This window comes from Mycobacterium sp. NGS22 (genome assembly GCF_059813095.1).
Window position 1 is genome coordinate 70,615 of the sequence record NZ_JCALDY010000012.1, and the last position, 26,591, is coordinate 97,205.

At 68.3% G+C, this 26,591-nt stretch carries 25 protein-coding genes; 18 read left to right on the forward strand and 7 right to left on the reverse strand.

Annotation, left to right across the window (positions count from 1 at the left end):
• Positions 1 to 81: 81 nt before the first annotated feature.
• From gmk to metK, 4 genes are all read left to right on the forward strand, one after another.
• Positions 82 to 672: a guanylate kinase gene (gene gmk, locus AC5Y47_RS13525; protein ID WP_499944499.1), complete on the forward strand. Its 591-nt coding sequence runs from the start codon at positions 82 to 84 to the stop codon at positions 670 to 672.
• 69 nt (positions 673 to 741) lie between these two features.
• Positions 742 to 1,068, forward strand: coding sequence for a DNA-directed RNA polymerase subunit omega (gene rpoZ, locus AC5Y47_RS13530; RefSeq protein ID WP_499944500.1), 327 nt, complete (start codon positions 742 to 744; stop codon positions 1,066 to 1,068).
• Positions 1,069 to 1,085: 17 nt separating this feature from the next.
• A complete protein-coding gene (coaBC, locus tag AC5Y47_RS13535) occupies positions 1,086 to 2,360 on the forward strand; it encodes a bifunctional phosphopantothenoylcysteine decarboxylase/phosphopantothenate--cysteine ligase CoaBC (RefSeq protein ID WP_499944501.1) in 1,275 nt (424 codons plus the stop codon).
• Positions 2,361 to 2,490: 130 nt separating this feature from the next.
• Positions 2,491 to 3,702, forward strand: a complete 1,212-nt coding sequence (gene metK, locus AC5Y47_RS13540; protein WP_499944502.1) for a methionine adenosyltransferase — start codon at positions 2,491 to 2,493, stop codon at positions 3,700 to 3,702.
• Between the two features lie 77 nt (positions 3,703 to 3,779).
• On the opposite strand, the gene AC5Y47_RS13545 is transcribed toward metK, so the two are convergent.
• A complete protein-coding gene (locus AC5Y47_RS13545; RefSeq protein ID WP_499944503.1) occupies positions 3,780 to 4,343 on the reverse strand; it encodes a pyridoxamine 5'-phosphate oxidase family protein in 564 nt (187 codons plus the stop codon).
• A complete protein-coding gene (locus AC5Y47_RS13550; RefSeq protein WP_499944598.1) occupies positions 4,295 to 5,452 on the reverse strand; it encodes an alkane 1-monooxygenase in 1,158 nt (385 codons plus the stop codon). The genes AC5Y47_RS13545 and AC5Y47_RS13550 overlap by 49 nt, the downstream gene beginning before the upstream one ends.
• A gap of 182 nt (positions 5,453 to 5,634) precedes the next feature.
• Here AC5Y47_RS13550 and AC5Y47_RS13555 point away from each other — a divergent pair, with 182 nt between their 5' ends.
• The gene (locus AC5Y47_RS13555) at positions 5,635 to 7,281 is read left to right on the forward strand and encodes a GMC oxidoreductase (protein WP_499944504.1); all 1,647 of its coding nucleotides are present in this window, start codon (positions 5,635 to 5,637) and stop codon (positions 7,279 to 7,281) included.
• A gap of 1 nt (position 7,282) precedes the next feature.
• Here the strand turns inward: AC5Y47_RS13555 and AC5Y47_RS13560 are convergent, their stop codons facing one another.
• The 3 genes from AC5Y47_RS13560 to lipI form a co-directional block, all read right to left on the reverse strand.
• Positions 7,283 to 8,767, reverse strand: a complete 1,485-nt coding sequence (locus AC5Y47_RS13560) for a flavin-containing monooxygenase (protein WP_499944505.1) — start codon at positions 8,765 to 8,767, stop codon at positions 7,283 to 7,285.
• Between the two features lie 104 nt (positions 8,768 to 8,871).
• Positions 8,872 to 9,837: an alpha/beta hydrolase gene (locus AC5Y47_RS13565; RefSeq protein ID WP_499944506.1), complete on the reverse strand. Its 966-nt coding sequence runs from the start codon at positions 9,835 to 9,837 to the stop codon at positions 8,872 to 8,874.
• Positions 9,838 to 9,861: 24 nt separating this feature from the next.
• On the reverse strand, positions 9,862 to 10,818 hold the full coding sequence (gene lipI, locus AC5Y47_RS13570; protein WP_499944507.1) for an esterase LipI: 957 nt from the start codon (positions 10,816 to 10,818) through the stop codon (positions 9,862 to 9,864).
• Between lipI and AC5Y47_RS13575 the strand changes: the two genes are divergently transcribed.
• The 7 genes from AC5Y47_RS13575 to ribD all read left to right on the forward strand — a co-directional run bounded on the left by AC5Y47_RS13575 (position 10,817) and on the right by ribD (position 18,301).
• Positions 10,817 to 11,560, forward strand: a complete 744-nt coding sequence (locus AC5Y47_RS13575; protein ID WP_499944599.1) for a lysoplasmalogenase — start codon at positions 10,817 to 10,819, stop codon at positions 11,558 to 11,560. The two genes, lipI and AC5Y47_RS13575, sit on opposite strands and share 2 nt — an antisense overlap.
• Positions 11,561 to 11,650: 90 nt before the next feature.
• Complete coding sequence (locus AC5Y47_RS13580; protein WP_499944600.1) at positions 11,651 to 13,594, forward strand: primosomal protein N'; 1,944 nt, start codon at positions 11,651 to 11,653, stop codon at positions 13,592 to 13,594.
• 142 nt (positions 13,595 to 13,736) lie between these two features.
• A complete protein-coding gene (locus AC5Y47_RS13585; RefSeq protein WP_499944601.1) occupies positions 13,737 to 14,180 on the forward strand; it encodes a MarR family winged helix-turn-helix transcriptional regulator in 444 nt (147 codons plus the stop codon).
• Positions 14,181 to 14,216: 36 nt separating this feature from the next.
• A complete protein-coding gene (fmt, locus tag AC5Y47_RS13590) occupies positions 14,217 to 15,152 on the forward strand; it encodes a methionyl-tRNA formyltransferase (protein WP_499944508.1) in 936 nt (311 codons plus the stop codon).
• On the forward strand, positions 15,149 to 16,573 hold the full coding sequence (locus tag AC5Y47_RS13595; RefSeq protein WP_499944509.1) for an RsmB/NOP family class I SAM-dependent RNA methyltransferase: 1,425 nt from the start codon (positions 15,149 to 15,151) through the stop codon (positions 16,571 to 16,573). The genes fmt and AC5Y47_RS13595 overlap by 4 nt, the downstream gene beginning before the upstream one ends.
• A 1-nt stretch (position 16,574) precedes the next feature.
• Positions 16,575 to 17,273 carry a ribulose-phosphate 3-epimerase gene (gene rpe, locus AC5Y47_RS13600; RefSeq protein WP_499944510.1) on the forward strand — a complete coding sequence of 233 codons (699 nt, stop codon included), beginning with the start codon at positions 16,575 to 16,577 and terminating at the stop codon, positions 17,271 to 17,273.
• Positions 17,270 to 18,301: a bifunctional diaminohydroxyphosphoribosylaminopyrimidine deaminase/5-amino-6-(5-phosphoribosylamino)uracil reductase RibD gene (gene ribD / locus AC5Y47_RS13605; protein ID WP_499944511.1), complete on the forward strand. Its 1,032-nt coding sequence runs from the start codon at positions 17,270 to 17,272 to the stop codon at positions 18,299 to 18,301. Before rpe ends, ribD begins: the two co-directional genes overlap by 4 nt.
• Here the strand turns inward: ribD and AC5Y47_RS13610 are convergent.
• Positions 18,282 to 19,868: an MFS transporter gene (locus tag AC5Y47_RS13610; protein ID WP_499944602.1), complete on the reverse strand. Its 1,587-nt coding sequence runs from the start codon at positions 19,866 to 19,868 to the stop codon at positions 18,282 to 18,284. The genes ribD and AC5Y47_RS13610 overlap by 20 nt on opposite strands.
• Before the next feature lie 13 nt (positions 19,869 to 19,881).
• The gene (locus AC5Y47_RS13615) at positions 19,882 to 20,589 is read right to left on the reverse strand and encodes an LppX_LprAFG lipoprotein (protein ID WP_499944512.1); all 708 of its coding nucleotides are present in this window, start codon (positions 20,587 to 20,589) and stop codon (positions 19,882 to 19,884) included.
• Between the two features lie 84 nt (positions 20,590 to 20,673).
• Between AC5Y47_RS13615 and AC5Y47_RS13620 the strand changes: the two genes are divergently transcribed.
• The 6 genes from AC5Y47_RS13620 to rapZ all read left to right on the forward strand — a co-directional run bounded on the left by AC5Y47_RS13620 (position 20,674) and on the right by rapZ (position 26,587).
• Positions 20,674 to 21,273, forward strand: coding sequence for a riboflavin synthase (locus AC5Y47_RS13620; protein ID WP_499944513.1), 600 nt, complete (start codon positions 20,674 to 20,676; stop codon positions 21,271 to 21,273).
• 89 nt (positions 21,274 to 21,362) lie between these two features.
• A complete protein-coding gene (locus AC5Y47_RS13625; protein ID WP_499944514.1) occupies positions 21,363 to 22,640 on the forward strand; it encodes a bifunctional 3,4-dihydroxy-2-butanone-4-phosphate synthase/GTP cyclohydrolase II in 1,278 nt (425 codons plus the stop codon).
• 72 nt (positions 22,641 to 22,712) lie between these two features.
• Positions 22,713 to 23,195: a 6,7-dimethyl-8-ribityllumazine synthase gene (gene ribH / locus AC5Y47_RS13630; RefSeq protein WP_499944515.1), complete on the forward strand. Its 483-nt coding sequence runs from the start codon at positions 22,713 to 22,715 to the stop codon at positions 23,193 to 23,195.
• Entirely contained in the window at positions 23,195 to 23,668 is a 474-nt protein-coding gene (locus AC5Y47_RS13635; protein WP_499944603.1) for a PH domain-containing protein, read from the forward strand. The genes ribH and AC5Y47_RS13635 overlap by 1 nt, the downstream gene beginning before the upstream one ends.
• 61 nt (positions 23,669 to 23,729) lie before the next feature.
• Positions 23,730 to 25,706, forward strand: coding sequence for an excinuclease ABC subunit UvrC (gene uvrC, locus AC5Y47_RS13640; protein WP_499944516.1), 1,977 nt, complete (start codon positions 23,730 to 23,732; stop codon positions 25,704 to 25,706).
• Positions 25,703 to 26,587, forward strand: a complete 885-nt coding sequence (gene rapZ / locus AC5Y47_RS13645; RefSeq protein WP_499944517.1) for an RNase adapter RapZ — start codon at positions 25,703 to 25,705, stop codon at positions 26,585 to 26,587. Before uvrC ends, rapZ begins: the two co-directional genes overlap by 4 nt.
• The last annotated feature ends 4 nt before the right edge of the window (positions 26,588 to 26,591 follow it).

Genomic DNA, 26,591 nt, shown 5'->3' on the forward strand with positions numbered 1-26,591 from the left:
CGGCCGGCCGCCGACGATGCGGGCCAGCTGGCCTGAGCAGGAGGCGGGCGATCCAACCCGGCGACCGACCCGGGAGCGCAGATGAGCGTGGGCGGGGGACCGGACACAGGCCGCGTGGTCGTGCTGTCCGGTCCCTCCGCCGTCGGCAAGTCGACGGTGGTTCGGTGTCTGCGCGAGCGGATCCCGGACCTGCACTTCAGTGTCTCCGCCACGACGCGAGCACCGCGGCCCGGGGAAGTCGACGGCGTCGACTATCACTTCGTCAGCCCGGCCGGGTTCCAGCGCCTGATCGACCAGGGGGAGCTGCTGGAATGGGCGGACATTCACGGGGGACTGCACCGGTCGGGCACCCTGGCCGCGCCGGTGCGCGAGGCCACCGCGGCCGGGTTTCCGGTGCTCGTCGAGGTCGACCTGGCCGGTGCCCGGGCCGTCAAGAAAGCCATGCCGGAGGCACTCACGGTGTTCCTGGCCCCCCCGAGCTGGGAGGATCTGGAGGCCAGGCTGGTCGGCCGGGGCACCGAGACTCCCGATGTGATCCGGCGCCGGCTGGACACCGCGCGCGTCGAATTGGCAGCCCAGGGCGACTTCGACGTGGTGGTGGTCAACGGTCGATTAGAGTCTGCGTGCGCCGAATTGGTATCCTTGCTGGTTAGCAACCCATCCAGTTCTTGACTACTTGACCTTTTGAAGACCTTTTGAAGCTGCCCATGAGCAGCTTCGTGCAGCCAGGAGATTTTCTACGTGACCATTCCGCAGTCCGAGGCGTCGTTGTCCGCCGTCCCCGATCAGTTCGATCCGGCGGCCGGTGGGGCCGGTGCCTACGACACCCCGCTGGGCATCACCAACCCACCCATCGACGAGTTGCTGGACCGCGTCTCGAGCAAGTACGCGCTGGTGATCTACGCCGCCAAGCGGGCGCGACAGATCAACGACTACTACAACCAACTCGGCGAGGGCATCCTCGAGTACGTCGGCCCGCTGGTCGAGCCCGGTCTGCAGGAGAAGCCGTTGTCGATCGCTATGCGTGAGATCCACGCCGACCTGCTCGAACACACCGAGGGCGAGTAACAGGGGTCCGGCGCGCCATGGAGGGACAGCGCACTGAGCGCAGCTCCAAAAGGGTAATCGTCGGGGTCTCCGGCGGTATCGCCGCCTACAAGGCCTGCACGGTTGTCCGTCAGCTCGCCGAAGCCGGCCACGACGTCCGCGTCATCCCCACCGAATCCGCGCTGCGCTTCGTCGGTGCCGCCACCTTCGAGGCTCTTTCCGGTGAGCCGGTGCGCACCGGCGTCTTCGACGACGTCTCCGAAGTCCCGCATGTGCGACTCGGCCAGCAGGCCGACCTGGTGGTGGTCGCGCCGGCCACCGCTGACCTGCTGGCCCGTGCCGTGGCCGGGCGGGCCGACGACCTGCTGACCGCAACCCTGCTCACCGCGCGGTGTCCGGTGCTGTTCGCGCCGGCGATGCACACCGAGATGTGGTTGCACCCGGCCACGGTCGACAACGTCGCCACGCTGCGCCGTCGCGGCGCGATCGTGCTCGAGCCCGCCTCGGGGCGCCTGACCGGCTCCGACAGCGGCGCCGGACGGCTGCCCGAGGCCGAGGAGATCACCACCCTGGCTCGCCTGCTGCTGGAACGCCACGATGCCCTGCCGTACGACTTGGCAGGATGCAAAGTGCTGGTGACCGCCGGCGGCACCCGCGAGGCGATCGACCCGGTGCGTTTCATCGGCAACCGCAGCTCCGGCAAGCAGGGCTACGCCGTCGCGCGGGTGGCCGCCCAGCGCGGGGCGGAGGTCACGCTGATCGCCGGGCACACCGCCGGGCTGGTCGACCCGGCCGGCGTCAACGTGGTGCACGTCAGCTCGGCAGCGCAGCTCGGCGAGGCGGTGTCCAAGCACGCCCCGGAGGCGAACGTGCTGGTGATGGCGGCCGCGGTGGCCGACTTCCGGCCGACCGAGGTGGCGACCGCCAAGATCAAAAAGAACGTGGACACCCAAGTCGGCCCACCGCCGATCGAGCTGGTGCGCAACGACGACGTGTTGGCCGGGACGGTGCAGGCGCGCTCGCACGGCCAGCTACCCAACATGCGCGCCATCGTCGGGTTCGCCGCCGAGACCGGCGACGCCAACGGCGACGTGCTGTTCCACGCCCGCGCCAAGTTGCAGCGCAAAGGCTGCGACCTGTTGGTCGTCAACGCCGTCGGCGAGGGCAAGGCGTTTGAGGTGGACAGCAACGACGGCTGGCTGCTGACGGCCGACGGAACCGAGTCGGCTTTGCAGCACGGCTCCAAAACCCTGATGGCGAGCCGTATTGTGGACGCGATTGTCACGTTCCTGAACAGGGAGACATCCCAGTAACGTGTCGGGCGCCAGCAGCATCGGAGGCCCATCCGAATTTGCCAAAAACCCGGCGTAGCCGGTTGAGTAAGAGCCAAGATAATAATTCGCCTAACTAACCTTTGGGCGGGCGCGACTGGAAGGACACAGGGTGAGCGAGAAGGGCCGGCTATTCACCAGCGAATCGGTGACCGAGGGGCATCCGGACAAGATCTGTGATGCAATCAGTGACTCGGTCCTCGATGCGCTACTCGCGCAGGACCCCCGCTCCCGTGTCGCGGTCGAAACCCTGGTGACCACCGGCCAGGTTCACGTGGTGGGAGAGGTGACGACCTCGGCGAAGGAGGCGTTCGCCGACATCGCCAACACGGTCCGCAGCCGCATCCTCGACATCGGTTACGACTCGTCGGACAAGGGGTTCGACGGCGAGACGTGCGGGGTGAACATCGGCATCGGGGCGCAGTCACCGGACATCGCCCAAGGCGTCGACACCGCGCACGAGGCCCGCGTGGAGGGCGCGGCGGACCCGTTGGACCTGCAGGGCGCCGGTGACCAGGGTCTGATGTTCGGGTACGCGATCAACGACACCCCGGAACTGATGCCGCTGCCGATCGCGCTGGCCCACCGGCTGTCGCGGCGACTGACCGAGGTCCGCAAGAACGGGACGCTGGCCTACCTGCGTCCGGACGGCAAGACCCAGGTCACCATCGCCTACGAGGACCATGTGCCGGTGCGGCTGGACACCGTCGTGATCTCCACGCAGCACGCCGACGGGATCGACCTGGAGAAGCAGCTGGACCCCGACATCCGCCAGCATGTGCTGACCAGCGTGCTGAGGGAACTGGACCACCCGACCCTGGACTCCTCGGACACGCGGGTGCTGGTCAACCCGACCGGCAAGTTCGTCCTGGGCGGCCCGATGGGCGACGCGGGCCTGACCGGGCGCAAGATCATCGTCGACACCTACGGCGGCTGGGCCCGGCACGGCGGTGGCGCCTTCTCCGGCAAGGACCCGTCCAAGGTCGACCGCTCGGCCGCGTATGCGATGCGCTGGGTGGCCAAGAACGTGGTGGCCGCCGGATTGGCGGAGCGGGTCGAGGTGCAGGTGGCCTACGCCATCGGCAAGGCAGCGCCGGTCGGGCTGTTCATCGAGACGTTCGGCACCGAGGCCGTCGACCCGGTCAAGATCGAGAAGATCATCCCCGAGGTGTTCGACCTGCGTCCGGGTGCGATCATCCGCGACCTGAACCTGCTGCGGCCGATCTACGCCCAGACCGCGGCGTACGGGCACTTCGGCCGCACCGATGTCGAGTTGCCCTGGGAGCAGCTGGACAAGGTCGACGACCTCAAGCGCGCCATCTAGTCGCCTCCTACCGCGAGCAGACGCAGAATCGCACGATCTGGCCGCCGCCAGTGCGATTCTGCGTCTGCTCGCGCAGGCTAATCGGGCGGTAGCGGGTGGTCGGGATCCAGCCCGGCCAGCCCGTCGATACTGCGCTGGTTGCGGCCGATGACCTTCGAGTACGCCTCGGTCGGCTGCTTGCCGTGCAAGTCGTCCAGGACGGGCCGTTCGTCGACGAGTTCGTAGTAGGGCACCGAGAACCCGCAGGCGTCGGCGATGCGTTCCACGTCGACGACGATGGCCGACCGGATCCCCGGGCGGTGCCCGAAATGTGTTCTGATACGAGCGAATTCGTCGTCGTCGGGGCGCAGCGCCCGGCCGGTGCCGAACAGCCGCAGGATCCGGGAATTGCGGGTGAACGAGCAGAACATGATGGTGATGCGGCCGTTGTCCCGCAGGTGCGCAATGGTTTCCACGCCGCTGCCGAACAGGTCGAGGTAGGCCACGGTGTGGTCGTCGAGTACCGCGAATGTGTCGGCATAGCCCTTGGGCGACAGGTTGATCCGACCGCCCTGCGACGGGGCGGTCGCGACGAAGAACATGGCCTGTTCCGCTATGAACTCACGCAGCGACGCATCGAGGTGCGAGAACTCCTTCGCCATCCGCTGAGCGTAACGCGATGAACCCCAGCACGATCAGCAGCAGGCCGCAGCGCGGCACGCCGGACGTCTCCTTGGTAGAACCCGATCACGCGGGGGTCCATCACCCTACGCCACAGCGGCGGGAACACCGCCAGCACCAGCATCGCCGCGTAGCCGGTCGGCAGCTGCGGGGCCTCCTGCGCGTGGCGTAGCGCCTGATAGCCGCGCAGCGGGTTGGCGTGATGATCCGAATGTCGCTGCAGATGGAACAGCAGCACGTTGGACACAATCGAGTTGCTGTTCCAGCTGTGCGACGCCCGCACCCGTTCGTAGCGGCCGCTGGGCAATTTCTGTCGTCGCAGTCCGTAATGCTCCACGTAGTTGACCGCCTCGAGCAGGCTGAAGCCGACGACGGCCTGCCCGATCAGCCACGGCAGCACGACGGGCCGGAACCACACCGCCAGCACGGCGAACAGCAGGATGCTGAGCAGCCAGGCGCTGACGGCATGATTGTGCAGCGTCCAGGCCGACTTGCTCGACTTGGCCAACCTTCGCGACTCCAACTGCCAGGCAGACCGCAGACTGCCGACAACCGAACGTGCCAGGAACGCGTAGAGACTCTCGCCGAGGCGCGCGCTGGCAGGGTCCTCGGGTGTCGCCACCCGAACATGGTGTCCGCGGTTGTGCTCGACGAAGAAGTGGCCGTAGCACGTCTGCGCAAGCGCGATCTTGGAAAGCCGACGCTCGAAGTCCTCCCGGGTGTGACCCAGGTTGTGCGCAGCGTTGATCGCGAGTCCGCCGATCAGACCGACCGTCATCATCAGCCCCACCTTGTCGGCGAAACCCATCACCACCCAACCGCCGCCGGCCCAGAGCCAGCACGCGAGGATCAGCATCCCGTACTGGTGGGGCAGGTAGAGATAGGTCGCCCAGCGATAGAACCGGTTGTTTTCCAGCGACGCGAGAACACTGTCCGGCGGATTGTCCGAGTCCGATCCCACCAGACGGTCGAGAACCGGAACCACCACGAAGGCCAGCACCGAACCGGTCCACCAGAACGCTGCCACTCCGGTCGTCAGCACCAGCAGCCAGGACGCCAGGACCAGCACGGGGACGCCCGCCCCGAGCATCCACAGGTACCTTTTCGGATCCGTCCACGTGCCGGGGGAGCCTTGTCCGAAGCCGAATTCACCGGGTTGTAACTCTGCCTTGAGGCGTACCAACACCTTCATACTAGCGGTAGTACCATACTTTGAGTATGCTTAAACCGGTAATTAGCTGATACTCGGTTGGCTTCTAGGAGAGCTAAGAGATGAGCAGCGCACCGCGCGGAAGCGCCTTCACGCGCCGCCGGTTCCTGGGAGCCGCGGCCGGCATTGCCGTCGGGGCGCTGGGCGCCGGGGTCGTCGAACTCGGAACACGCCGCGAGGAGCCGGCGGCGAGTCCCCGTCCCCATTACCCGGCTCTCGTGATCGGCAGCGGTTACGGCGGCGGGGTGACGGCGCTACGTCTCGGTGAAGCCGGCGTCACCACCCTGATCCTGGAGAAAGGTCGCCACTGGGACGCCGCCGACGCCGACGGCAAGCGTTTCTCCAGGATGCTGCCCGCCGACAACCGGGCGGGATGGTTCACGTCGGTCCCGCCCAGCCTGGTGCCGTCGTTTCGCGGTGTCTCGATGGAACAGGTGGCCAGGAACGCGCCGTCCGCACAGCCCGTTCAGGCCGGGATCTGCGACAAGGTGGTGCACGGGGCGCACAGCGTGTTCCGCGGCATTGGCGTCGGCGGTGGGTCGATGATCAATGCCGCAATCGCGGCGATCCCCACCCCGGACCAGTTGCGTGCGGCTTTCCCGGACATCGATCCCGCCGTCTTCCTGGGAACCTACATCGAACGCGCGAAGACCATGCTGCACATCAGTTATCGCGACCCGGAGTGGTTCGAGCACACGCCCTGGTTCCAGTACGCGCGAGTCGGCCGGCAATATGCCGCGGCGGCGGGCTACAAAGTCGATTACAACGGCAGCGCCTACTCGTTCGACTATATGAGACGCGAAGAGGCAGGCCAGGTTCCGCGTTCCTCGCTGGATTTCGAGCAGCAGTACGGCAACAACTACGGCCGGTTCGGCAGCGTCGATCAGACCTACATCGCAGCCGCACTGGCCACCGGCAAGGTCACCCTGCGCCCGCTCACCGAGGTCACCGGAATCCGGCGCGAGCGCTCCGGTGAGTACGTCGTCTCGACCCGTGAGATAGACCGCTTCGGCAAGGAGGTACGCCGGGACGAAATCGGCTGCAACGAACTGCATCTCAATGCCGGGGTGCTGGGGACCACCGAGCTGTTGCTGCGGGCCAGGGAGACCGGGGCGCTGCCGGACCTCAGCGAGGAGATCGGCCGCGGCTACGGCAACAACGGCGACATCATGGTCGCGCACAACCTGGCGTCCGCAGACCCCGCCGGCACCCAGCAATCGCTGATGGGCATGATCAACCTCGACGGCCGAAACGATCCGGTGAATCCGGTGTACGCCAGTATGTTCTCGCTTCCGCTACCGGTCGAGACGTTCGCGTTGGGTTACTACGCGATGGTGCGCACCGGCGACCGTGCCGACATCCGCTACGACCGGGGAACCGATGCGATCCGCATCGACTGGCCCGAGGGCTACACCGAAAACCTGCGCAGCAGAGCCAAACTGGTGTTCGACAAAGTGACCCACGCCAACGGGGTCGACTACCGGGATGACCTGTTCGAAGGGAAAGCCCTCGCCCCCAACACCGTTCACCCGATGGGCGGGGTGGTGCGGGGCAAAGCCACCGACACCTACGGCCGGGTCAACGGTTATCCCAAGTTGTATGTCAACGACGCGTCGCTGCTGCCCGGCTATCTGGGCTGCAACCCGTTCATGACCATCACCGCACTGGCCGAACGCAACATCGAAGGGATCCTGCAGGGCCGAAAGTAGGTCAGGCCGTGAACTCGTAGTCGTCCAGATCGAAACGCCTACTCCGCCAATACGCTTCGACGGTGGTCGTGGGCCGCAACGGCACGTCGCCGTTCTTGTCGAAGTAGTAGCTGTTGGCCAGTCGGCAACTGTCCTGCCAGAAAACTTGCCGGTAGCGCCGGCGCATCATCTCGGCGAAATACCGGTCGTTGGCTTCCGGGGTCACCGCCACCCGCGTCGCGCCGTCGCGCTGCGCGCGTTTCAGGCACCGCAGGATGTGGTGGGTCTGGGTCTCGATCAGCGCGAAGTAGGACGATCCGACGTAGCCGTACGGGCCGAACACGGCAAAGAAGTTGGGGAACCCCGGAATGCTGACGCCTTCGTAGGCCTGCGTGCGGTGCTCGTCCCAGAACCGGCTCAGGGACTGACCGCCGGCGCCGGTGACCGCGAAGGTCAGCACGTCGTCGGTGTCGAGCACCTTGAAGCCGGTGGCCAGGATCAGCACGTCGATTTCGTGGCTGGTGCCGTCGGCCGTGACCACCGCGGACGGGGTGATCTTGCTGATCGGATCGGTGACCAGTCGCACGTTGTCGCGGTTGAAGGTGGCCAGATAGGTGTTGTGAAATCCGGGGCGCTTGCAACCGACGGCATAGCGCGGGGTCAGTTGGTCCCGCACCGCCGGGTCGCGGACCTGCTGGCGCAGATAACTTCGTCCCGCCGCGGCCATCCACCGGGCCATCGGGAAGACCTTGAAATAGTGCGCGGCGATGGGGAAGGTGGCTTCGACGTAGGCCTGACTCAGCGCCCGCTGCACCACCTTGCCGCCGGGAACCCGCATCGCCCACTTGACCGGCGCGGGCAGCGGCACGTCGAGCTTCGGGAAGCACCAGATGGGGGTGCGCTGAAACACGGTGAGCTGGCTGACGATCGGTGCGATCTCGGGGATGATCTGCACGGCCGAGGCGCCGGTGCCGATGATGGCGACGCGCTTGCCGGTCAAGTCCTGCGTGTGGTCCCAGCGCGCGGTGTGCATGGTGATGCCGTCGAAGGAGTCCACGCCGTCGATGTCGGGCAGCTTGGGCACCGTCAGCACGCCGCTGGCCCCGATCACGAACCGGGCGGTGATCTCACCGCCCGGATCCGTCTGCAGCCGCCACAGGTCCCGCTCGTCGTCGAACTCCGCGGAGATCACCTTGGTGTTGAACCGGATTCGGGACCTGATGCCGTACTTGTCGGCGCAGTGGTCGGCGTAGGCCTTGAGTTCCCGGCCGGGCGCATAGGTGCGTGACCAGTCCGGACTCTGCTCGAACGAGAACTGGTAGGAGAACGACGGAATGTCCACCGCGATACCGGGATAGGTGTTCCAGTACCAGGTGCCGCCGACCCCGTCGGCGGCTTCGATGATCAGATAGTCCGACAGTCCCGCCTCGTCGAGCTTGATGGCCGCGCCGATGCCGGAGAAACCGGCGCCGACGATGACGGTGTGGTAGTCGGGTGCGCCAACCATGGCGAAATTTCCTCCGATGACGGGTTCTCGGCTTTCCGGTTCAGCCTACGGCCCGCGAAACCGCGCCTATCCGTGCGCGCCCGGAAAGCGGCTATCGAAGCCGGTCAGGAATACAGCGCCTGCTTCAGCGCCGCCACCCCACGACTGGTCGCCTCGGCCGCGGCGGGCACCACCGGGGCGAAGCTGGCGTAGCCGTGCACCATGGACGGTTCGTTGCACAACTCGACCGCGACCCCGGCGGCGGCGAGTAGTTCCGCGTAGCGGGCTCCGTCGTCGCGCAGCGGGTCATGCTGGGCGGTGCCGATGAAAGCCGGTGGCAGGCCGGACAATTCGCCGTTTCCGGGGGCCAGTTCGGGCGGCAGCGCGGTGTGATCGGCGAGGTCGAGATGCGGGACGTACCAGCTCAGGAACGCATCCATGACTTCGCTGTCCAGGATCGGGTCGTCGGCGTACTCGATGAACGACGGCAGCGTCCGGTCACCGATGCACGACGGGTACCACAACAGCTGGTAGACCAGCGTCGGGCCGCCTCGATGGGCGTTGTCGCGGGCGCGCTGGGCCATCACCGCCGAGATGTTGCCGCCGGCGGAGTCGCCGGCCACCGCGATCCGGTTCGGGTCGCCGCCCAGCTCAGGGGCATTCTCGGCCACCCAGCGCAGCGCCGCCCAGGAGTCGTCGATCGCGGCGGGAAACGGATGCTCGGGAGCCAGCCGGTAGTCCACCGACACCACGATGGCCTCCGCGCCGACGGCGTGGGCGCGCGCGACGTGGTCGTGGGTGTCCAGATCGCCCAGTGCCCAGCCACCGCCGTGGTAGAACACGACCACCGGCAGGTCGCGCCGGGCTGCGGTGGGCGGCCGGTAGATCCGAACCGGGATATCGGTCAGCTCGCCGTAACCGATCGTGCGTTCCTCGATCCGAAGCTGAGGCAGCAGCTCCGGGGGGACCTTCAGCGCCGCCATCTGCGCGCGGGCAACCTGCACCCCGTCGGCCGCGCGGAACGTCATCGGGATGGCGTCGAGCAGCATCTTCAGCATCGGGTCGACAGGTTGCGTCGGCGGCTCGGTCATACCTTGACGGTACAAACTCCCGGGCTATCCGTGCAGCGCTGCGCACAGTGCGGTCAACCCGCGGTCCATCGCGGCGGTGGCGGCGGGCACCACGCCGGCGTAGCCGAGATAGCCGTGCACCATCGTCTCGGCGTTGTGTACCTCGACCCCGACGCCGGCGTCGGCCAGCAGCTCGCCGTAGCGGATGCCGTCGTCGCGCAGCGGGTCGTGGCCGGCGACGGCGATGTAGGCGTCCGGCAGGCCGGACAGGTTCTGCGCCCGGCCCGGAGCCATGCCCGACGGCGGGTTGGACATGTCGACATCGCCTGCATACCAACGGGAGAAGTCCGAAATCGCCTTCGTATCCAGGATCTGCGCTTCGGCATTCTCGGTGAACGACGGCAGCGAGTTGTCCCACATCGTGGACGGGTACCACAGCAGTTGAAACGCGATCGGTGGTCCACCCTCGTCGCGGGCCCGTTGGGCAACGGCGGCCGCGATGGTGCCGCCCGCCGAATCGCCGGCGAGTGCGACTCGACCGGTGTCGGCGCCCAGTTCCGCGCCGTGTTCGACGACCCATCGTGTTGCGGCCCAAGCGTCCTCGATGGCTGCGGGGTAGGGATGCTCGGGTGCCAACCGGTAGGCGACGGACACCACCATCGCGCCCGCGCCGACGGCATGCTGGCGTGCCGTGCCGTCGTGCGTGTCCAGGTCGCCCATCACGAAGCCGCCGCCGTGGAAGAACAGCACCACTGGAGCGTTCTCGGAATTATCTGGCGGCCAATAGATCCGGATGTCTATGGGGCCGCCGGGTCCGTCGATCGTCCGGTCCTCGACGCGCAGTTCGGGGTGCAGCGCCCGGCGGGGCAGGTCACGCAGCCGCTGTCGCACCGCGTCGATTCCGTCCTCGGTTGATAGCCGAAAGGGAACGGCATCCAGTACCTTCAGCAGGATGGAGTCCACACCGGGTTTCGCGTCGGCGGCGTTGTCCAAGTTGGGCATGGATGTACCGTACGCAGCCCGTCTGGTGCTCGGCGGCTGGGTGGCGGCGGGGTGGGCCGGTATCGCCTACGGCATCTACCTGACGGTGATCGCGCTGCGACTGGCGCCCGGTAGCGAACTGACCGGACACTGGACGTTCCAGCCGGCGTTCAAAGCATCGATGGCCGTGTTGTTGGCCGTCGCGGCGCTCGGGCATCCGGTGGTCCGCGAGCGGCGCTGGCTGGTGCCCGCCCTGGTGTTCTCCGCCGCTGGTGACTGGCTGTTGTCGATCCCCTGGTGGGGGCTTTCGTTCGTGCTGGGCCTGGGCTCATTCCTGTTGGCGCACATATGCTTTCTGGGCGCGCTGTGGCCGCACGTCGCACCGACGCGGGCGCGCATGGCGGCCGCCGCGGTGATGGTGCTGGCATCGGTGTCGATGCTGATCTGGTTCTGGCCGCATCTGGACGAGGGCACGCAGAACCTGACCATCCCGGTCGCGGTCTACATCACCGTGCTGACCGCGATGGTGTGCACGGCATTGTTGGCGCGCCTGCCCACCATCTGGACGGCGGTAGGGGCGGTGTGCTTCGCGGCGTCGGATTCGATGATCGCGATCGGCCGGTTCATTCTGGGCAACGAGGCCCTGGCGGTGCCGATCTGGTGGTCCTATGCGGCCGCGGAGATCCTGATCACGGCCGGTTTCTTCTTCGGTCGCGACGACCTGGCGGACGCCCCGGTTACCGACGCGCCCGTCGAGAACTGATCAACAACCTCGGCGAGAGATATCTTGGCCAGCAACGCATCTCGCAGTTCTGCGCCTGCCGAGGTGGAGCCGATCGCGCGGGTGCTGCCGATGCTGACGGTGCCACACCTGGATCGCGATTTCGACTATCTGGTGTCACCCGAGCAGTCCGACGACGCGCAGCCGGGCGTGCGGGTGCGGGTGCGATTCCACGGCCGCCTGGTCGACGGGTTCGTCCTGGAACGCCGCAACGACACCGATCACCAGGGCAGACTCGGCTGGATCGATCGCGTCGTATCGCCCGAACCGGTGCTGACGCCCGAGGTCCGGCGGCTGGTCGAAGCGGTCGCCGCGCGCTACGCCGGCACCCGGCCTGACGTGCTGCGACTGGCGATACCGGCCCGGCACGCCAGGGTGGAGAAAGAGGGCGCCGGAACCCCGTCACGGCCGGTGGTCGCGCCGGTCGACGCGTCGGGTTGGGACGTCTATGGCCGCGGCGGCCAGTTCCTGGCCGCGCTGGCCGAGTCCCGCGCCGCCCGCGCGGTGTGGCAGGTGCTGCCGGGGGAGTCGTGGGCCGACCGGTTTGCCGAGGCGGCGGCCCAGACGGTCGCAGCCGGCCGCAGCGTCCTGGCGATCGTGCCTGATCAACGCGATTTGGATGCGCTGTGGCAGGCGGTCATCGCCCGTGTCGAGGAGAACAGCGTGGTGGCGTTGTCGGCCGGGCTGGGACCCGCCGCGCGTTACCGCAGGTGGCTGGCGGCACTGCGAGGCGCCGCGCGGGTAGTGCTCGGCACCCGCAGCGCGGTGTTCGCACCGACGGCCGACCTGGGTCTGGTCATGGTGTGGGCCGACTCCGACGACAGCCTGGCCGAGCCGCGGGCGCCCTATCCGCACGCCCGGGAAGTGGCGATGCTGCGCGCCCATCAGGCCCGCTGCGCGGCGTTGATCGGTGGTTACTCCCGGACCGCCGAAGCGCATGCACTGGTGCGCAGTGGCTGGGCACACGACATCGTCGCGTCCCGGCCGGTGGTGCGGGCCCGCACACCGCGCGTGGTTGCCCTCGACGACAGCGGCTTCCTCGACGAACGCGACCCGGCGGCGCGCACCGCGCGGCTGCCGTCCATCGCGCTGCGCGCCGCCCGGTCGTCACTGGCCGCCGGAGCGCCCGTGCTGGTTCAGGTGCCCCGCCGGGGGTATGTGCCGTCACTGGCGTGTGGACGCTGCCGGGCGATCGCCCGCTGCCGGCACTGCACGGGCCCGTTATCGCTGCTGGAACGGGGTGCGGGCACCACCTGCCGATGGTGCGCCCGGGTCGACCTGGCGCCGCGGTGCGCGCGGTGCGGATCGGACGCGGTGCGGGCGGTGGTCGTCGGGGCCCGCCGCACCGCCGAGGAACTCGGGCGGGCGTTTCCGGGTACGGCGGTCATCACGTCGGCGGGGGAGGCCATCGTGGCGGAGGTGCCCGCCCAACCAGCGCTGGTCGTCGCCACTCCCGGTGCCGAACCGCGCGCACCGGGCGGTTACGGGGCCGCACTGCTGCTGGATACCTGGGCGCTGCTCGGCCGTCAGGACCTGCGCGCGGCCGAGGAGGCAATGTGGCGATGGATGAGCGCCGCCGCGCTGGTGCGCGCCCGGTCGATGGGCGGCCTGGTGACCGTGGTCGCCGAATCCTCCCTTCCGACAGTGCAATCGCTGATCCGCTGGGATCCGGTTGGGCACGCCGACGCCGAATTCGCGGCCCGCAACGAAGTAGGGCTGCCGCCCTGTGTGCACATCGCCGCACTGGACGGCAGTGCCGACGGGGTGGCCGCTCTGCTCGCCGAGGCGAGACTGCCCGGCTACGCGGAAGTGCTGGGACCGGTGGACCTACCGGCAGGCGTGCGTCGCCCGGCGGGGACTGCCGCCGGCGCGCCCGTCACGCGGATGTTGGTGCGCGTTCCGCGTGAGCACGGACTCGCGCTGGCGGCGGCGCTGCGCGGTGCGCTCGGTGTGCTCAGCGCCCGCCAGACCCACGACCCCGTCCGCGTGCAGATCGATCCCCTGCACATCGGATAGCCTTGCGCGAAAATGTGTACATAGGAAACAATGAATGCCTACGCTGGTAGGAAGTTGCGACGCTTTCTTTGCCGTAGTCGAGTGTGGGGAAGGGGATTCGGTGACTTCGGAAAACTCGACAGTGGTCGATGAATCGCTGGACATGATCACCGATTCGCTGCTGACCGCCTCCCGTTTGCTCGTGGCGATCTCGGCACGTTCCATCGCGCAGGTCGACGAGACCATCACCATTGCGCAGTTCCGCACGCTGGTGATCCTGTCCCACCGCGGCCCGGTGAACCTGGCCACGCTGGCCACGCTGTTGGGCGTGCAGCCCTCGGCAACCGGCCGGATGGTGGACCGCCTGGTCGGTGCCGGGATGATCGATCGCCTGCCGCATCCGACCTCGCGCCGGGAGTTGCTCGCCGCGCTGACCAAACGTGGTCGGGACGTCGTTCGCCAGGTGACCGCGTACCGGCGCAAGGAGATCGCGCGCATCGTCGAGCAGATGCCGCCCGCGGAACGGCACGGCCTGGTCCGTGCGCTGACGGCCTTCACCGCTGCCGGCGGCGAACCCGACGCCCACATCGACATCGAAGGCATCTAGCGCGGCGGTCGGGTCGGCCCTTTCTAGACTGACCCGGTGCGCCTCGTCTTCGCCGGCACCCCCGAACCCGCGCTGCCCTCGTTGCGTCGGCTCATCGACTCACCCCAGCACGACGTGGTCGCCGTGCTGACCCGCCCGGATGCGGCCTCCGGGCGACGGGGCAGGCCCGAGCCGTCGCCGGTCGCCCGTGAGGCGCTCGATCGGGGCATTCCGGTGCTGCGACCCTCGCAACCCAACTCCGCCGAGTTCGTCGCCGAACTGTCGGAGCTGGCGCCGCAATGCTGCGCCGTGGTGGCGTACGGGGCACTGCTGAAAGACGGGCTGCTGGCGGTGCCGTCGCGCGGCTGGGTCAACCTGCACTTCTCGCTGCTGCCGGCCTGGCGGGGTGCCGCCCCGGTACAGGCGGCGATCGCCGCCGGGGACACCATCACCGGGGCCACCACGTTCCAGATCGAGCCGAGTCTGGACTCCGGACCGGTGTACGGCGTCGTCACCGAAACCATCCGCCCGACCGACACCGCCGGCGATCTGCTTGCGCGACTTGCGGTTTCGGGGGCGGCGCTGCTGTCGGCGACCCTGGACGGTATCGCCGACGGGTCGCTGACGCCGCAACCGCAGCCGGCCGACGGGGTCAGCCTGGCGCCGAAGATCAGCGTAGAACAAGCCCGGGTCCGCTGGGATCTGCCGGCGCCGGTGATCGAACGGCGCATCCGCGCGGTGACGCCACATCCCGGTGCCTGGACCCTGATCGGCGACCTGCGGGTGAAACTCGGTCCGGTGCAGCTCGACCCGGCGACAGCCCCGAAGTTGCTGCAGCCCGGGAAGATTCACGTCGACCGCAAGGCCGTCTGGATCGGGACGGCATCGGAACCGGTGCGGCTGAACCAGATTCAGCCGCCGGGCAAGAAACCGATGGATGCGGCGGCGTGGGCGCGTGGCGCGCGGCTCGACGACACGGTCACGGCCTCATGAGCCCGGCCCAGGACAAACCGCACCGGAAGCGACCGGACCGCAATCCCCAACGGCCGCAACCGTCTTCGCGCCGGCCGCCCAGACCCCGGCGCAAACCCCTGGACCCGGCGCGACAAGCCGCTTTCGACGCGCTGCGGGCGGTCAGCGAACGCAACGCCTACGCGAACCTGGTGTTGCCCGCCCTGTTACGCGAACGCGGTATCACCGGCCGCGACGCCGCCTTCGCCACCGAACTGACCTACGGCACCTGCCGGACCCGGGGACTGCTCGACGCCGTCATCGCCGCCGCCGCCGGCCGGCCCCCCGACACGATCAACTCGGTGCTGCTGGAATTGCTCCGATTGGGCAGCTATCAACTGCTGCGCACCCGGGTCGACGCGCACGCCGCGGTATCCACCACCGTCGAACAAGCCGGAATCGAATTCGACTCGGCGCGAGCAGGTTTCGTCAACGCGGTGCTACGTAAGATCGCTGACCGCGACGAGAAGTCCTGGGTCGACGAACTGGCCCCGCGCAACGACCCGGTGGGCCGGGCCGCGTTCGTGCACGCGCACCCGCGCTGGATCGCCCAGGCCTTCACCGACGCGCTGGGCGCCGACGCCGGTGAACTCGAGGCGGTACTGGCCGCCGACGACGAACGTCCGCTGGTCCATCTGGCCGCCCGCCCCGGGGTGCTGACCGCCGACGAACTCGCCGCACAGGTCAACGGCACGGTCGGCCGGTTTTCGCCGTACGCGGTGTATCTGCCGGGCGGGGACCCCGCGGCGCTGCCGTCGGTCCGCGACGGTCAGGCCCTGGTTCAGGACGAGGGCAGCCAGTTGGTGGCGCGGGCGCTGACCCTGGCGCCGGTCGACGACGACGCCGGCCGCTGGCTGGATCTGTGCGCCGGACCCGGTGGCAAGACCGCACTGCTGGCCGCACTGGGCGCGCAGACGGGGGTCACGGTGACGGCGGTGGAGCCCGCCCCGCACCGGGCGGACCTGGTGGCGGAGAACACCCACGGGTTGCCGGTGGAGGTGGTGCGGGCCGACGGGCGCGAATCCGGCCTGCAACCGGGCTTCGACCGGGTGCTGGTCGACGTGCCCTGCACCGGACTCGGCGCCTTGCGCCGACGGCCGGAGGCCCGCTGGCGGCGACAGCCGTCCGACGTTCCGGCGCTGGCCCGGCTGCAACGGGAGCTGCTGGCCGCCGCGATCGCGCTGACCCGGCGCGGTGGCGTGGTGCTGTATGCCACCTGCTCCCCGCACCTGGCCGAGACGGTCGGCGTGGTCGCCGACGCGCTGCGCCGCCACCCGGTGCAAGCCATGGATACCCGAGCGTTGTTCGAGCCCGTCGAGTTGGGCGAGGGGCCCTACGTGCAGCTGTGGCCACACCGACACGGCACCGACGCGATGTTCGCGGCTGCTCTGCGCCGCCAGTAAGGTGTCGCTCATGCCTGCTACGGGGGGGCCGCTGATCGCGCCGTCGATCCTGGCCGCCGACTTCGCCCGACTCGCCAAGGAAGCCGCCGCCGTGGACGGCGCCGACTGGCTGCACGTCGACGTGATGGACAACCATTTCGTGCCGAACCTCACGATCGGCCTGCCGGTGGTGGAAAGCCTGCTGGCCGCCACCGAGATCCCGATGGATTGCCATCTGATGATCGACAACCCGGACAAGTGGGCCCCGCCGTACGCCGAGGCCGGCGCCTACAACGTCACCTTCCACGCCGAGGCCACCGACAACCCCATCGGCGTGGCCCGCGACATCCGGGCCGCGGGAGCCAAGGCCGGCATCAGCGTCAAACCCAAGACCGCGCTCGAGCCCTACCTGGACATCCTGCCGCACTTCGACACCCTGCTGATCATGTCCGTCGAACCCGGCTTCGGCGGGCAGAGCTTCATCCCCGAGGTGCTGAGCAAGGTACGCATGGTCCGCAAACTGATCGACGCCGGGGAGTTGACGATCCTGGTCGAGATCGACGGCGGCATCAACGAAGACACCATCGAGGAGGCCGCCGAAGCCGGCGTGGACTGTTTCGTCGCCGGATCGTCGGTGTACGGCGCCGAGGACCCGGCCGAAGCGGTCGAAAAGCTGCGCCGGCAGGCCGCGGCCAAGTCACCTCATCTGAGCGGCCGATGACCGGCCCGAACCTCCCCGAGCAGGTCAAAAGCATCGACGAGGCCATGCGGCTGGCCATCGAGCACTCCTACCAGGTCAAGGGCACGACGTATCCGAACCCGCCGGTCGGAGCCGTCATCGTCGACCAGGAAGGCCGCGTCGTCGGGGTCGGCGCCACCCAGCCGGCCGGCGGCGACCACGCCGAGATCATGGCGCTGCGCCGGGCCGGCGGTCTGGCCGCCGGCGGCATCGCGGTGATCACGATGGAGCCGTGCAACCACTACGGCAAAACACCGCCGTGCGTCAACGCGCTGATCGAGGCGCGGGTCAGCACGGTGATCTACGCCGTCGACGACCCGAACGGCATCGCGGGCGGCGGCGCCGGGCGGCTGACGGCGGCCGGGCTGCAGGTGCGCTCCGGCGTCCTGGCCGACGCGGTCGCGGCCGGCCCGTTGCGGGAATGGCTGTTCAAGCAGCGCACCGGGCTGCCCCACGTGACGTGGAAGTACGCCACCAGTATCGACGGCCGCAGCGCCGCAGCGGACGGGTCCAGTCAATGGATCTCCAGCGAGGCCGCCCGCGCGGACCTGCATCGTCGCCGCGCGATCGCCGACGCGATCGTGGTCGGCACCGGCACCGTCCTCGCCGACGACCCGGCGCTGACCGCGCGGCTGCCCGACGGCTCGCTGGCCCCGCAGCAGCCGCTGCGCGTGGTGGTGGGACGACGCGAGATACCGCCGGAAGCCAAGGTGCTCAACGACGACTCCCGCACCATGGTGATCCGCACCCGCGAGCCCGTCGAGGTGCTACGGGCACTGACCGACCGCACCGACGTGCTGCTCGAAGGCGGTCCCACCCTGGCCGGGGCGTTCCTGCGGGCCGGCGCGATCAACCGCATCCTGGCCTACGTGGCGCCGATCCTGCTCGGCGGCCCGGTGACCGCGGTCGACGACGTGGGAGTGTCCAGCATGGCCCAGGCGCTGCGCTGGCAGTTCGACAGCGTCGAGCAGGTAGGGCCCGATCTGCTGCTCAGCCTGGTAGCTCGGTAGCCGCCGGGGCTTCTTCGGGTTCGAGTGTCTTGCGCTCGGGCGCGGCCGGCGGCTCCTCGGCCTGCTCCTGGCGGCCGCTGATCAGCAACCCCAACAACGCCCCGACCACACAGATCACCACGGTGACCTTGAAGATGTCGCCGTACATCAGCGCGAACGCCTGCAGGTAGGACCCGGCTTCGCGCGGCAGGCCGGCCAGGATCTGGTTGAACCGGTAGAGACCCCACGCGCTGAGCGCGGCCACCCCGATCAACATGCCCGTCATCCGGGCCACCACCACCGCCGCCGAGGCGATGCCGTGCTGAGCCGCCGGCACCACCCGCAGCGCGGCCGAGGACAGCGGCCCGATCACCAGGCCCAACCCGAACCCGGCCACCAGCAGGTCGCTGTGCACCGACGGCACACTGACCAGTCCCAGAATGTCGTGGTGACGCGTCGCCAGGTCGGCTCGCCAATACGAGATCAGCCAATAGCCGCCACCGGCGATCAGCAACCCGACGAACACGACAATGCGGTCACCGACCCTGGTGGCAACCCACCCGCCGAGCAGCGCCCCGACCGGCAGGGCGATCAGGAACCACAACAGCATCGCCGCGGCTTCGTTCTGGGTCTTCCCCAGCACGCCCTGGCCGAACAGCTCCACGTTGACCAGCGTCACCATCAGCGCCGCGCCGGCGCAGACCGACGAACCCAGCGCGGACAGGAACGGCCGGAAGTGCACCCCGGCAGGCTCGATGAGCCGGGTGCGCGCGAAGCGCTCCCACACGAAGAACAACGCCGCGGCCACCACCGCGCCGATCACCAGCGGTAATCCGTAGCTGGGCAACACCTGCTTGCCGTCGGGAGTGGGGTTGTACAGGCCGATCACCGCAAGCCCGAGCGACAGGGCAAGCAGCAGACCACCCACCACGTCGATGCGTTCGGGTTTCGCATCGCGATCGTGCGACGGCAGGCTGAAATGGATCATCAGCATGGCGATCAGGGTCAGCGGCACGTTGACCCAGAACACGTCGCGCCAGTCATGGAACAACCACACGATGAAGATCCCGTACAGCGGACCCAGCACGCTGCCGAGTTCCTGCGCGGCACCGATACCGCCGAGCACCCCGGCCCGGTTCCGCTCTGCCCACAAGTCGGCGCCCAGCGCCAACGTGACCGGCAGCAAGGCGCCGCTGGCGACGCCCTGAATGGTGCGGCCGGCGATGAGGATGTGGAACGCGCGGTTCGGATCGGGATTGACCATGTAGTCGCCGAACTCCGGATTCCAGTTGCCGAGCTTCACCGACAGCGCGGTCACCACCGAACCCACGATGAACAGGGCCAGGCTGGATTGCAGGACGAACTTGCGTCCGAACCGGTCCGAAGCCCGGCCCAACAGCGGCATGGCGGCGATGTAGCCCAGCAAATAGAGCGTGACGATCCAGGTGATCCGTTGCAGCTGGTTCACCGGGATGCCGACGCTGTTCATGATGTCGCGCATGATCGTCACCACGACGTAGGTGTCGAGGGCACCCAGCAGAACTGCGAGACTGCCCGCGCTGATCGCTACTCGTCGTCCCGTACGCATTTGCATCATCGGGTCAGCTCCCCGGCTTCGTGACCTGGACGGTCTGGTTCCAGTTCGACAGGGTCATCTGGACCGAGTTGCCCGAGCCCTTGTCGAGCAGTACCTGCGCCAGATGGTGCTCACCGGCCTCCTGAATCCAGACTGTCGTCGGGATCGGTTCTTTCGCGTTCAGCGGTGCGAGCTTGTTCACGGCCTCGGGGCTCACCTTGCCGCTGATGCGGACCGCGGTCTGCCCGTTGATCGAGTCGCGGCCCTCGGCCTTGGGGTCGCTGAGGTTCGCCAGCAGGTTGGCGACGCCGGTATCCGGGCTCAGAATCGCCGACGGGTCGTAATGCAGGAGGTCGTCGATCTTGCCGAAGTTGGTCCATTGACCCGGCGACAAGGCGGTGGTGTACAGCTCGCCGTCCAGGATCACGAAATCGGCCTCGACCTCGTTGCCGAAGACGATGATCCGCGCGTTGCCCTTACCGGCCGTCGTGGGTGTGGTGGTGAGATCGCCGCTGAGCGTCTTGAGGGGGAGTTCGGCGATTTTGCCGTTCACCGTCAGGACCAGGTGCGCGCTCTTGACGCCTTTGGTGACTTCGACGGACTGGTTGACCAGTGTTTTCGCGTCGGGAAGGGGACCGCCCTTGGGTTTCTTGCTGATCGTGCACCCCGAGACGAGCGTGACGGCGACGCTCAGGACGGCGAGGACGGCTAACAGTCGTCGGGGGGTTTGCATAACGTGCATCGTAGAGGGTGACGATCGGCTGCCCGGGGAGCCAGGCGGGTGCGGGTGCCGGCTCACAGTCATTAACCTGGTGCGATGTTCACCGGAATTGTCGAGGAACTCGGGGAGGTGACCGGCCGGGATGTCCTGGCCGACGCCGCGCGACTGACCATTCGCGGCCCGGTTGTCACCTCCGACGCCGGGCACGGCGACTCGATCGCCGTCAACGGGGTGTGCCTGACGGTGGTCGAGGTACTGCCCGACGGGCAGTTCAGCGCCGACGTGATGGCCGAGACGCTGAACCGTTCGAATCTGGGCGAGCTGCAGCCCGGCAGCCGGGTGAACCTGGAACGCGCGGCCGCGGTCAACAGCAGGCTGGGCGGGCACATCGTGCAGGGACACGTGGACGGCACCGGGGTGATCGTCGGCCGCACGCCCTCTGAGCACTGGGAAGTGGTGCGGGTGGAGATGCCGGCGACGGTGGCCCGGTATGTCGTGGAGAAGGGCTCGATCACCGTGGACGGGATCTCGCTGACCGTGTCGGGCCTCGGTGCGCAACCCCGCGACTGGTTCGAGGTGTCGCTGATTCCCACCACCCGAGAGCTGACGACGTTGGGGTCCGCCCCGGTCGGAACCCAGGTGAACCTCGAGGTCGACGTCATCGCCAAATACGTCGAGCGGCTCATCGCGAAGTGACGCGGCTCAACTGCCGTCGCGAATAACGGGGACCCGCCGGTGGTTCATACTGAGTGCAGGCGAACGCTCCTATCAGCAAGGTGACAACGATGACGAGGTTGGACTCCGTCGAACGGGCGGTTGCCGACATTGCGGCGGGCAAGGCCGTCGTCGTCATCGATGACGAGGACCGCGAGAACGAGGGCGACCTGATTTTCGCGGCGGAGAAGGCCACCCCCGAGCTGGTGGCGTTCATGGTCCGCTACACCTCCGGCTACCTGTGCGTGCCGTTGGACGGCGAGGTCTGCGACCGGCTGGGTCTGCTGCCGATGTACGCGGTGAACCAGGACAAGCACGGCACCGCCTACACCGTTACCGTGGATGCGAGAATCGGTGTGGGAACCGGCATTTCGGCATCGGATCGGGCCACCACGATGCGGCTGCTGGCCGACCCGGCCAGCATCGCCCAGGATTTCACCCGCCCGGGGCACGTGGTTCCGTTGCGCGCCAAGGACGGTGGCGTGTTGCGCCGTCCCGGCCACACCGAGGCGGCGGTGGATTTGGCCCGGATGGCCGGTCTGCAGCCCGCAGGCGCCATCTGCGAGATCGTCAGTCAGAAGGACGAGGGCTCGATGGCCCAGACCGACGAACTGCGGGTCTTCGCCGACGAACACGGCCTGGCGCTGATCACCATCGCCGACCTCATCGAGTGGCGGCGCAAGCATGAGAAGCACATTGAGCGGATCGCCGAAGCCCGGATCCCGACGCGGCACGGTCAGTTCCGGGCCATCGGCTACGCCAGCATCTACGAGGACGTCGAGCACGTCGCGCTGGTGCGCGGTGACATCGCCGGACCCACCGGTGACGGTGACGACGTGCTGGTGCGCGTGCACTCGGAGTGCCTGACCGGCGACGTGTTCGGGTCCCGCCGTTGTGACTGCGGGCCGCAGCTGGACGCGGCGATGGCGATGGTGGCCCGTGAGGGCCGCGGCGTGGTGCTCTACATGCGTGGCCACGAGGGCCGCGGCATCGGCCTGATGCACAAACTGCAGGCCTACCAGCTGCAGGACGCCGGCGAAGACACCGTGGACGCCAACCTCAAGCTCGGATTGCCCGCTGACGCACGCGATTACGGGATCGGCGCGCAGATCCTGGTCGACCTGGGTGTGCGCTCGATGCGGCTGCTGACCAACAACCCGGCCAAGCGGGTCGGTCTGGACGGCTACGGGCTGCACATCATCGAGCGGGTGGCGCTGCCGGTACGGGCGAACGCCGAAAACATCCGCTACCTGATGACCAAGCGTGACAAGATGGGCCACGACTTGGCGGGTCTGGACGATTTCCACGAATCCGTCCATCTGCCAGGTGAATTCGGCGGTGCGCTGTGACGCGCCGGCGCCTATGCAGTGGGTGCGCCGCCCACTTGCGGGGGACGCAGCGATGCTGAGGAGCGGCGCAAAATGAGTGGTGGGGCCGGCATCCCGGACATTCCGGTGCTGGATGCGTCCGGTGTGCGGTTGGGCATCGTCGCCAGCACCTGGCACGGCACCATTTGCGACGCGCTGCTGGCCGGCGCGCGCAAGGTCGCAACCGAGTCCGGCGTCGACGACCCGACGGTGGTACGCGTGCTCGGTGCGATCGAAATCCCCGTCGTGGCACAGGAACTGGCCCGCAATCACGATGCCGTCGTCGCACTGGGCGTCGTGATACGCGGTCAGACACCGCACTTCGACTATGTCTGCGACGCCGTCACCCAGGGGCTGACCCGGGTCTCGCTGGACGCCGCCACCCCGGTGGCCAACGGGGTGCTGACCACCAACACCGAAGCGCAGGCGCTGGATCGCGCCGGGCTTCCCTCGTCCGTCGAAGACAAAGGTGCCCAGGCCGCCGCGGCCGCGCTGAGCACCGCACTGACCCTGCGCGACTTGCGCGCCCGATCATGATGGCCAAACCCGAACCGGGCGAGTGGGAACTGGTGTGCCGTCCCCGATTGACGCCGTTGTTCGCCTACGGCGCGGCGCTCGTCATCCTGGTGACCCACATCGGCGGCGGTCTGATGCTGAAGCGGGGAACCAGCGGGGTGGTCTTCCAGACAGCCGACCAGGTGGCGATGGCGCTGCTCGGGACGGTGCTCGCGGGCGCGGTGTTGTTGCTGACACGGCCCCGGCTACGTGTGGGAGCTGCCGGCCTTTCGGTTCGTAATGTGCTGGGCGACAAGCTGGTTCCGTGGTCCGACGTCGTCGACGTGTCGTTTCCCCTCGGCAGTCGGTGGGCGCGCATCGACCTTCCGGACGACGAGTACATTCCCGTGACGGCAATTCAGGCGGTGGACAAGGAGCGCGCAGTCGCTTCGATGGACGCCGTCCGCGCGCTGCTGGCCCGATACCGTCCCGACCTGGTCCGCTCGCCGGACTGACGCGCCGAACCGCCCGAACGCCCCGGCCGAGCACGGGTGACCCGCCTATTAGCCTGGATGGGTGCCAGATCCCGCCACCTATCGCCCCCCGCCCGGGTCCATCCCGGTCGAGCCCGGCGTGTACCGGTTCCGGGATACGCACGGCCGGGTCATCTACGTCGGCAAGGCCAAGAGCCTGCGCAGCCGCCTTACCTCGTACTTCGCCGACGTCGCCGGCCTGCACCCGCGCACCCGGCAGATGGTGACCACCGCCGCCAAGGTCGAGTGGACGGTGGTCAACACCGAGGTCGAGGCGCTGCAGCTGGAATACAACTGGATCAAGGAGTTCGATCCCCGCTTCAACGTCCGCTACCGCGACGACAAGTCCTACCCGGTGCTGGCCGTCACCCTCAACGAGGAGTTCCCGCGTCTGATGGTCTACCGCGGCCCGCGGCGCAAGGGTGTGCGCTATTTCGGGCCGTACTCACACGCGTGGGCGATCCGGGAAACGCTGGACCTGCTCACCCGGGTGTTTCCGGCCCGAACCTGCTCGGCCGGAGTTTTCAAGCGACACAGCCAGATCGACCGGCCGTGCCTGCTCGGGTACATCGACAAATGCTCGGCGCCCTGCATCGGCCGGGTCAGCGCGGAGCAGCACCGCCAGATCGTGATGGACTTCTGCGATTTCCTGTCCGGCAAGACCGACCGCTACGCCCGCGAACTCGAACAGCAGATGCACGCGGCTTCTGACGAGTTGGACTTCGAGCGCGCCGCCCGGCTCCGGGACGACCTGGGCGCCCTCAAGCGGGCCATGGAGAAGCAGGCGGTGGTGTTCGGCGACGGCACCGACGCCGACGTGGTGGCCTTCGCCGAGGACGAACTGGAAGCGGCGGTGCAGGTGTTCCACGTTCGCGGCGGGCGGGTTCGTGGTCAGCGGGGTTGGATCGTGGAGAAGTCGGCCGATCCCGGCGACACCGGCGCCGAGCAGTTGGTCGAGCAGTTCCTGACGCAGTTCTACGGCGAACAGGCCGAATTAGGTGGTGCCGCAGACGAATCCGTCAACCCGGTGCCCCGCGACGTGCTGGTGCCTTGTCTGCCGTCCAACCACGACCAACTGACCGACTGGTTGTCGGGCTTACGCGGCGCCAAGGTCTCGTTGCGGGTGCCGCGCCGCGGCGACAAGAAGGCGCTGGCCGAAACCGTGCACCGCAACGCCAAAGATGCGCTGCAGCAACACAAGTTGAAGCGGGCCGGCGACTTCACCGCCAGATCCGCTGCGTTGCAGAACATTCAGGAAGCCCTCGGCTTGGCCGAAGCCCCGCTGCGCATCGAATGCGTCGACATCAGCCACGTGCAGGGCACCGACGTCGTCGGCTCGCTGGTGGTCTTCGAGGACGGCCTGCCCCGCAAATCGGACTACCGGCACTTCGGGATCCGGGAAGCGGCGGGGGAGGGCCGCTCGGACGACGTGGCGTCCGTCGCCGAGGTCACCCGGCGACGGTTCTGGCGGCACCTCAGCGAGCAGAAGGACCCGAATCTGCTGTCCCCGGAGGGCAAGTCGCGGCGCTTCGCCTACCCGCCCAACCTCTACGTCGTCGACGGCGGCGCCCCGCAGGTCAACGCCGCCAAAGCCGTGCTCGACGAACTCGGCATCACCGACGTCGCCGTCATCGGGCTGGCCAAACGGCTCGAAGAGATCTGGGTGCCCGCGGAGCCGGACCCGATCATCATGCCGCGCAACAGCGAGGGCCTCTACCTGTTGCAGCGGGTGCGCGACGAAGCCCACCGGTTCGCCGTCGCCTACCATCGCAGCAAACGATCCAAGCGGATGACGGCCTCGGCACTGGACTCCGTGCCCGGCCTCGGCGAGCACCGTCGCAAGGCGCTGGTCACCCACTTCGGGTCGCTGGCCCGCCTCAAAGAAGCCACCGTCGACCAGATCACCGCCGTTCCCGGTATCGGCGTGGCGACCGCCACGGCGGTCCTGGAAGCTCTGGCGCCGACACCGCCGGCACCGCAGCCGGAATCCCGATCGGACGAGGAGGGGCCCCCGAATTGACCACTGACGACGCGCCGGCCGGCATCGACGTCGTGCTGGTGACCGGGCTCTCGGGCGCCGGGCGGGGCACCGCGGCCAAGGTGCTGGAGGACCTCGGCTGGTACGTGGCCGACAACCTGCCGCCCCAATTGATCACCCGGATGGTCGATTTCGGGCTGGCCGCCGGATCCCGCATCACCCAACTCGCGGTGGTGATGGACGTGCGGTCCCGCGGCTTCACCGGCGACCTCGACGAGGTGCGTAACGAACTGGCGACCCGCAACATCACTCCGCGGGTGGTGTTCATGGAGGCCTCCGACGACATGTTGGTCCGCCGCTACGAGAACAACCGGCGCAGTCATCCGCTGCAGGGGGAGCAGACCCTGGCCGAAGGGATCGCCGCCGAACGCAGGATGCTGGCTCCGGTGCGCGCCAACGCGGACCTGATCATCGACACCTCGACGCTGTCGGTGCGAGGTCTGCGGGAAAGCATCGAGCGCGCGTTCGGCAACACCACGGCCGCGACCACCAGCGTCACCGTGGAATCCTTCGGATTCAAATACGGGCTGCCGATGGACGCCGACATGGTGATGGATGTCAGGTTCCTGCCGAACCCGCACTGGGTGGACGAACTGCGCCCGCTGACCGGCCAGCACGAGGCGGTCCGCGACTACGTCTTGCGCCAACCCGGCGCGGCGGAGTTCCTGCGGACCTACCATCAGTTGCTGTCGCTGGTGGTCGGCGGCTATCGGCGGGAGGGTAAGCGCTACATGACGGTCGCGGTCGGTTGCACGGGCGGCAAGCACCGCAGCGTGGCGATCGCCGAGGCGCTGATGGGATTGCTGCGGTCGGATCCACAGCTGGCGGTGCGGGTGCTGCACCGGGATCTGGGCCGCGAGTGAGCGC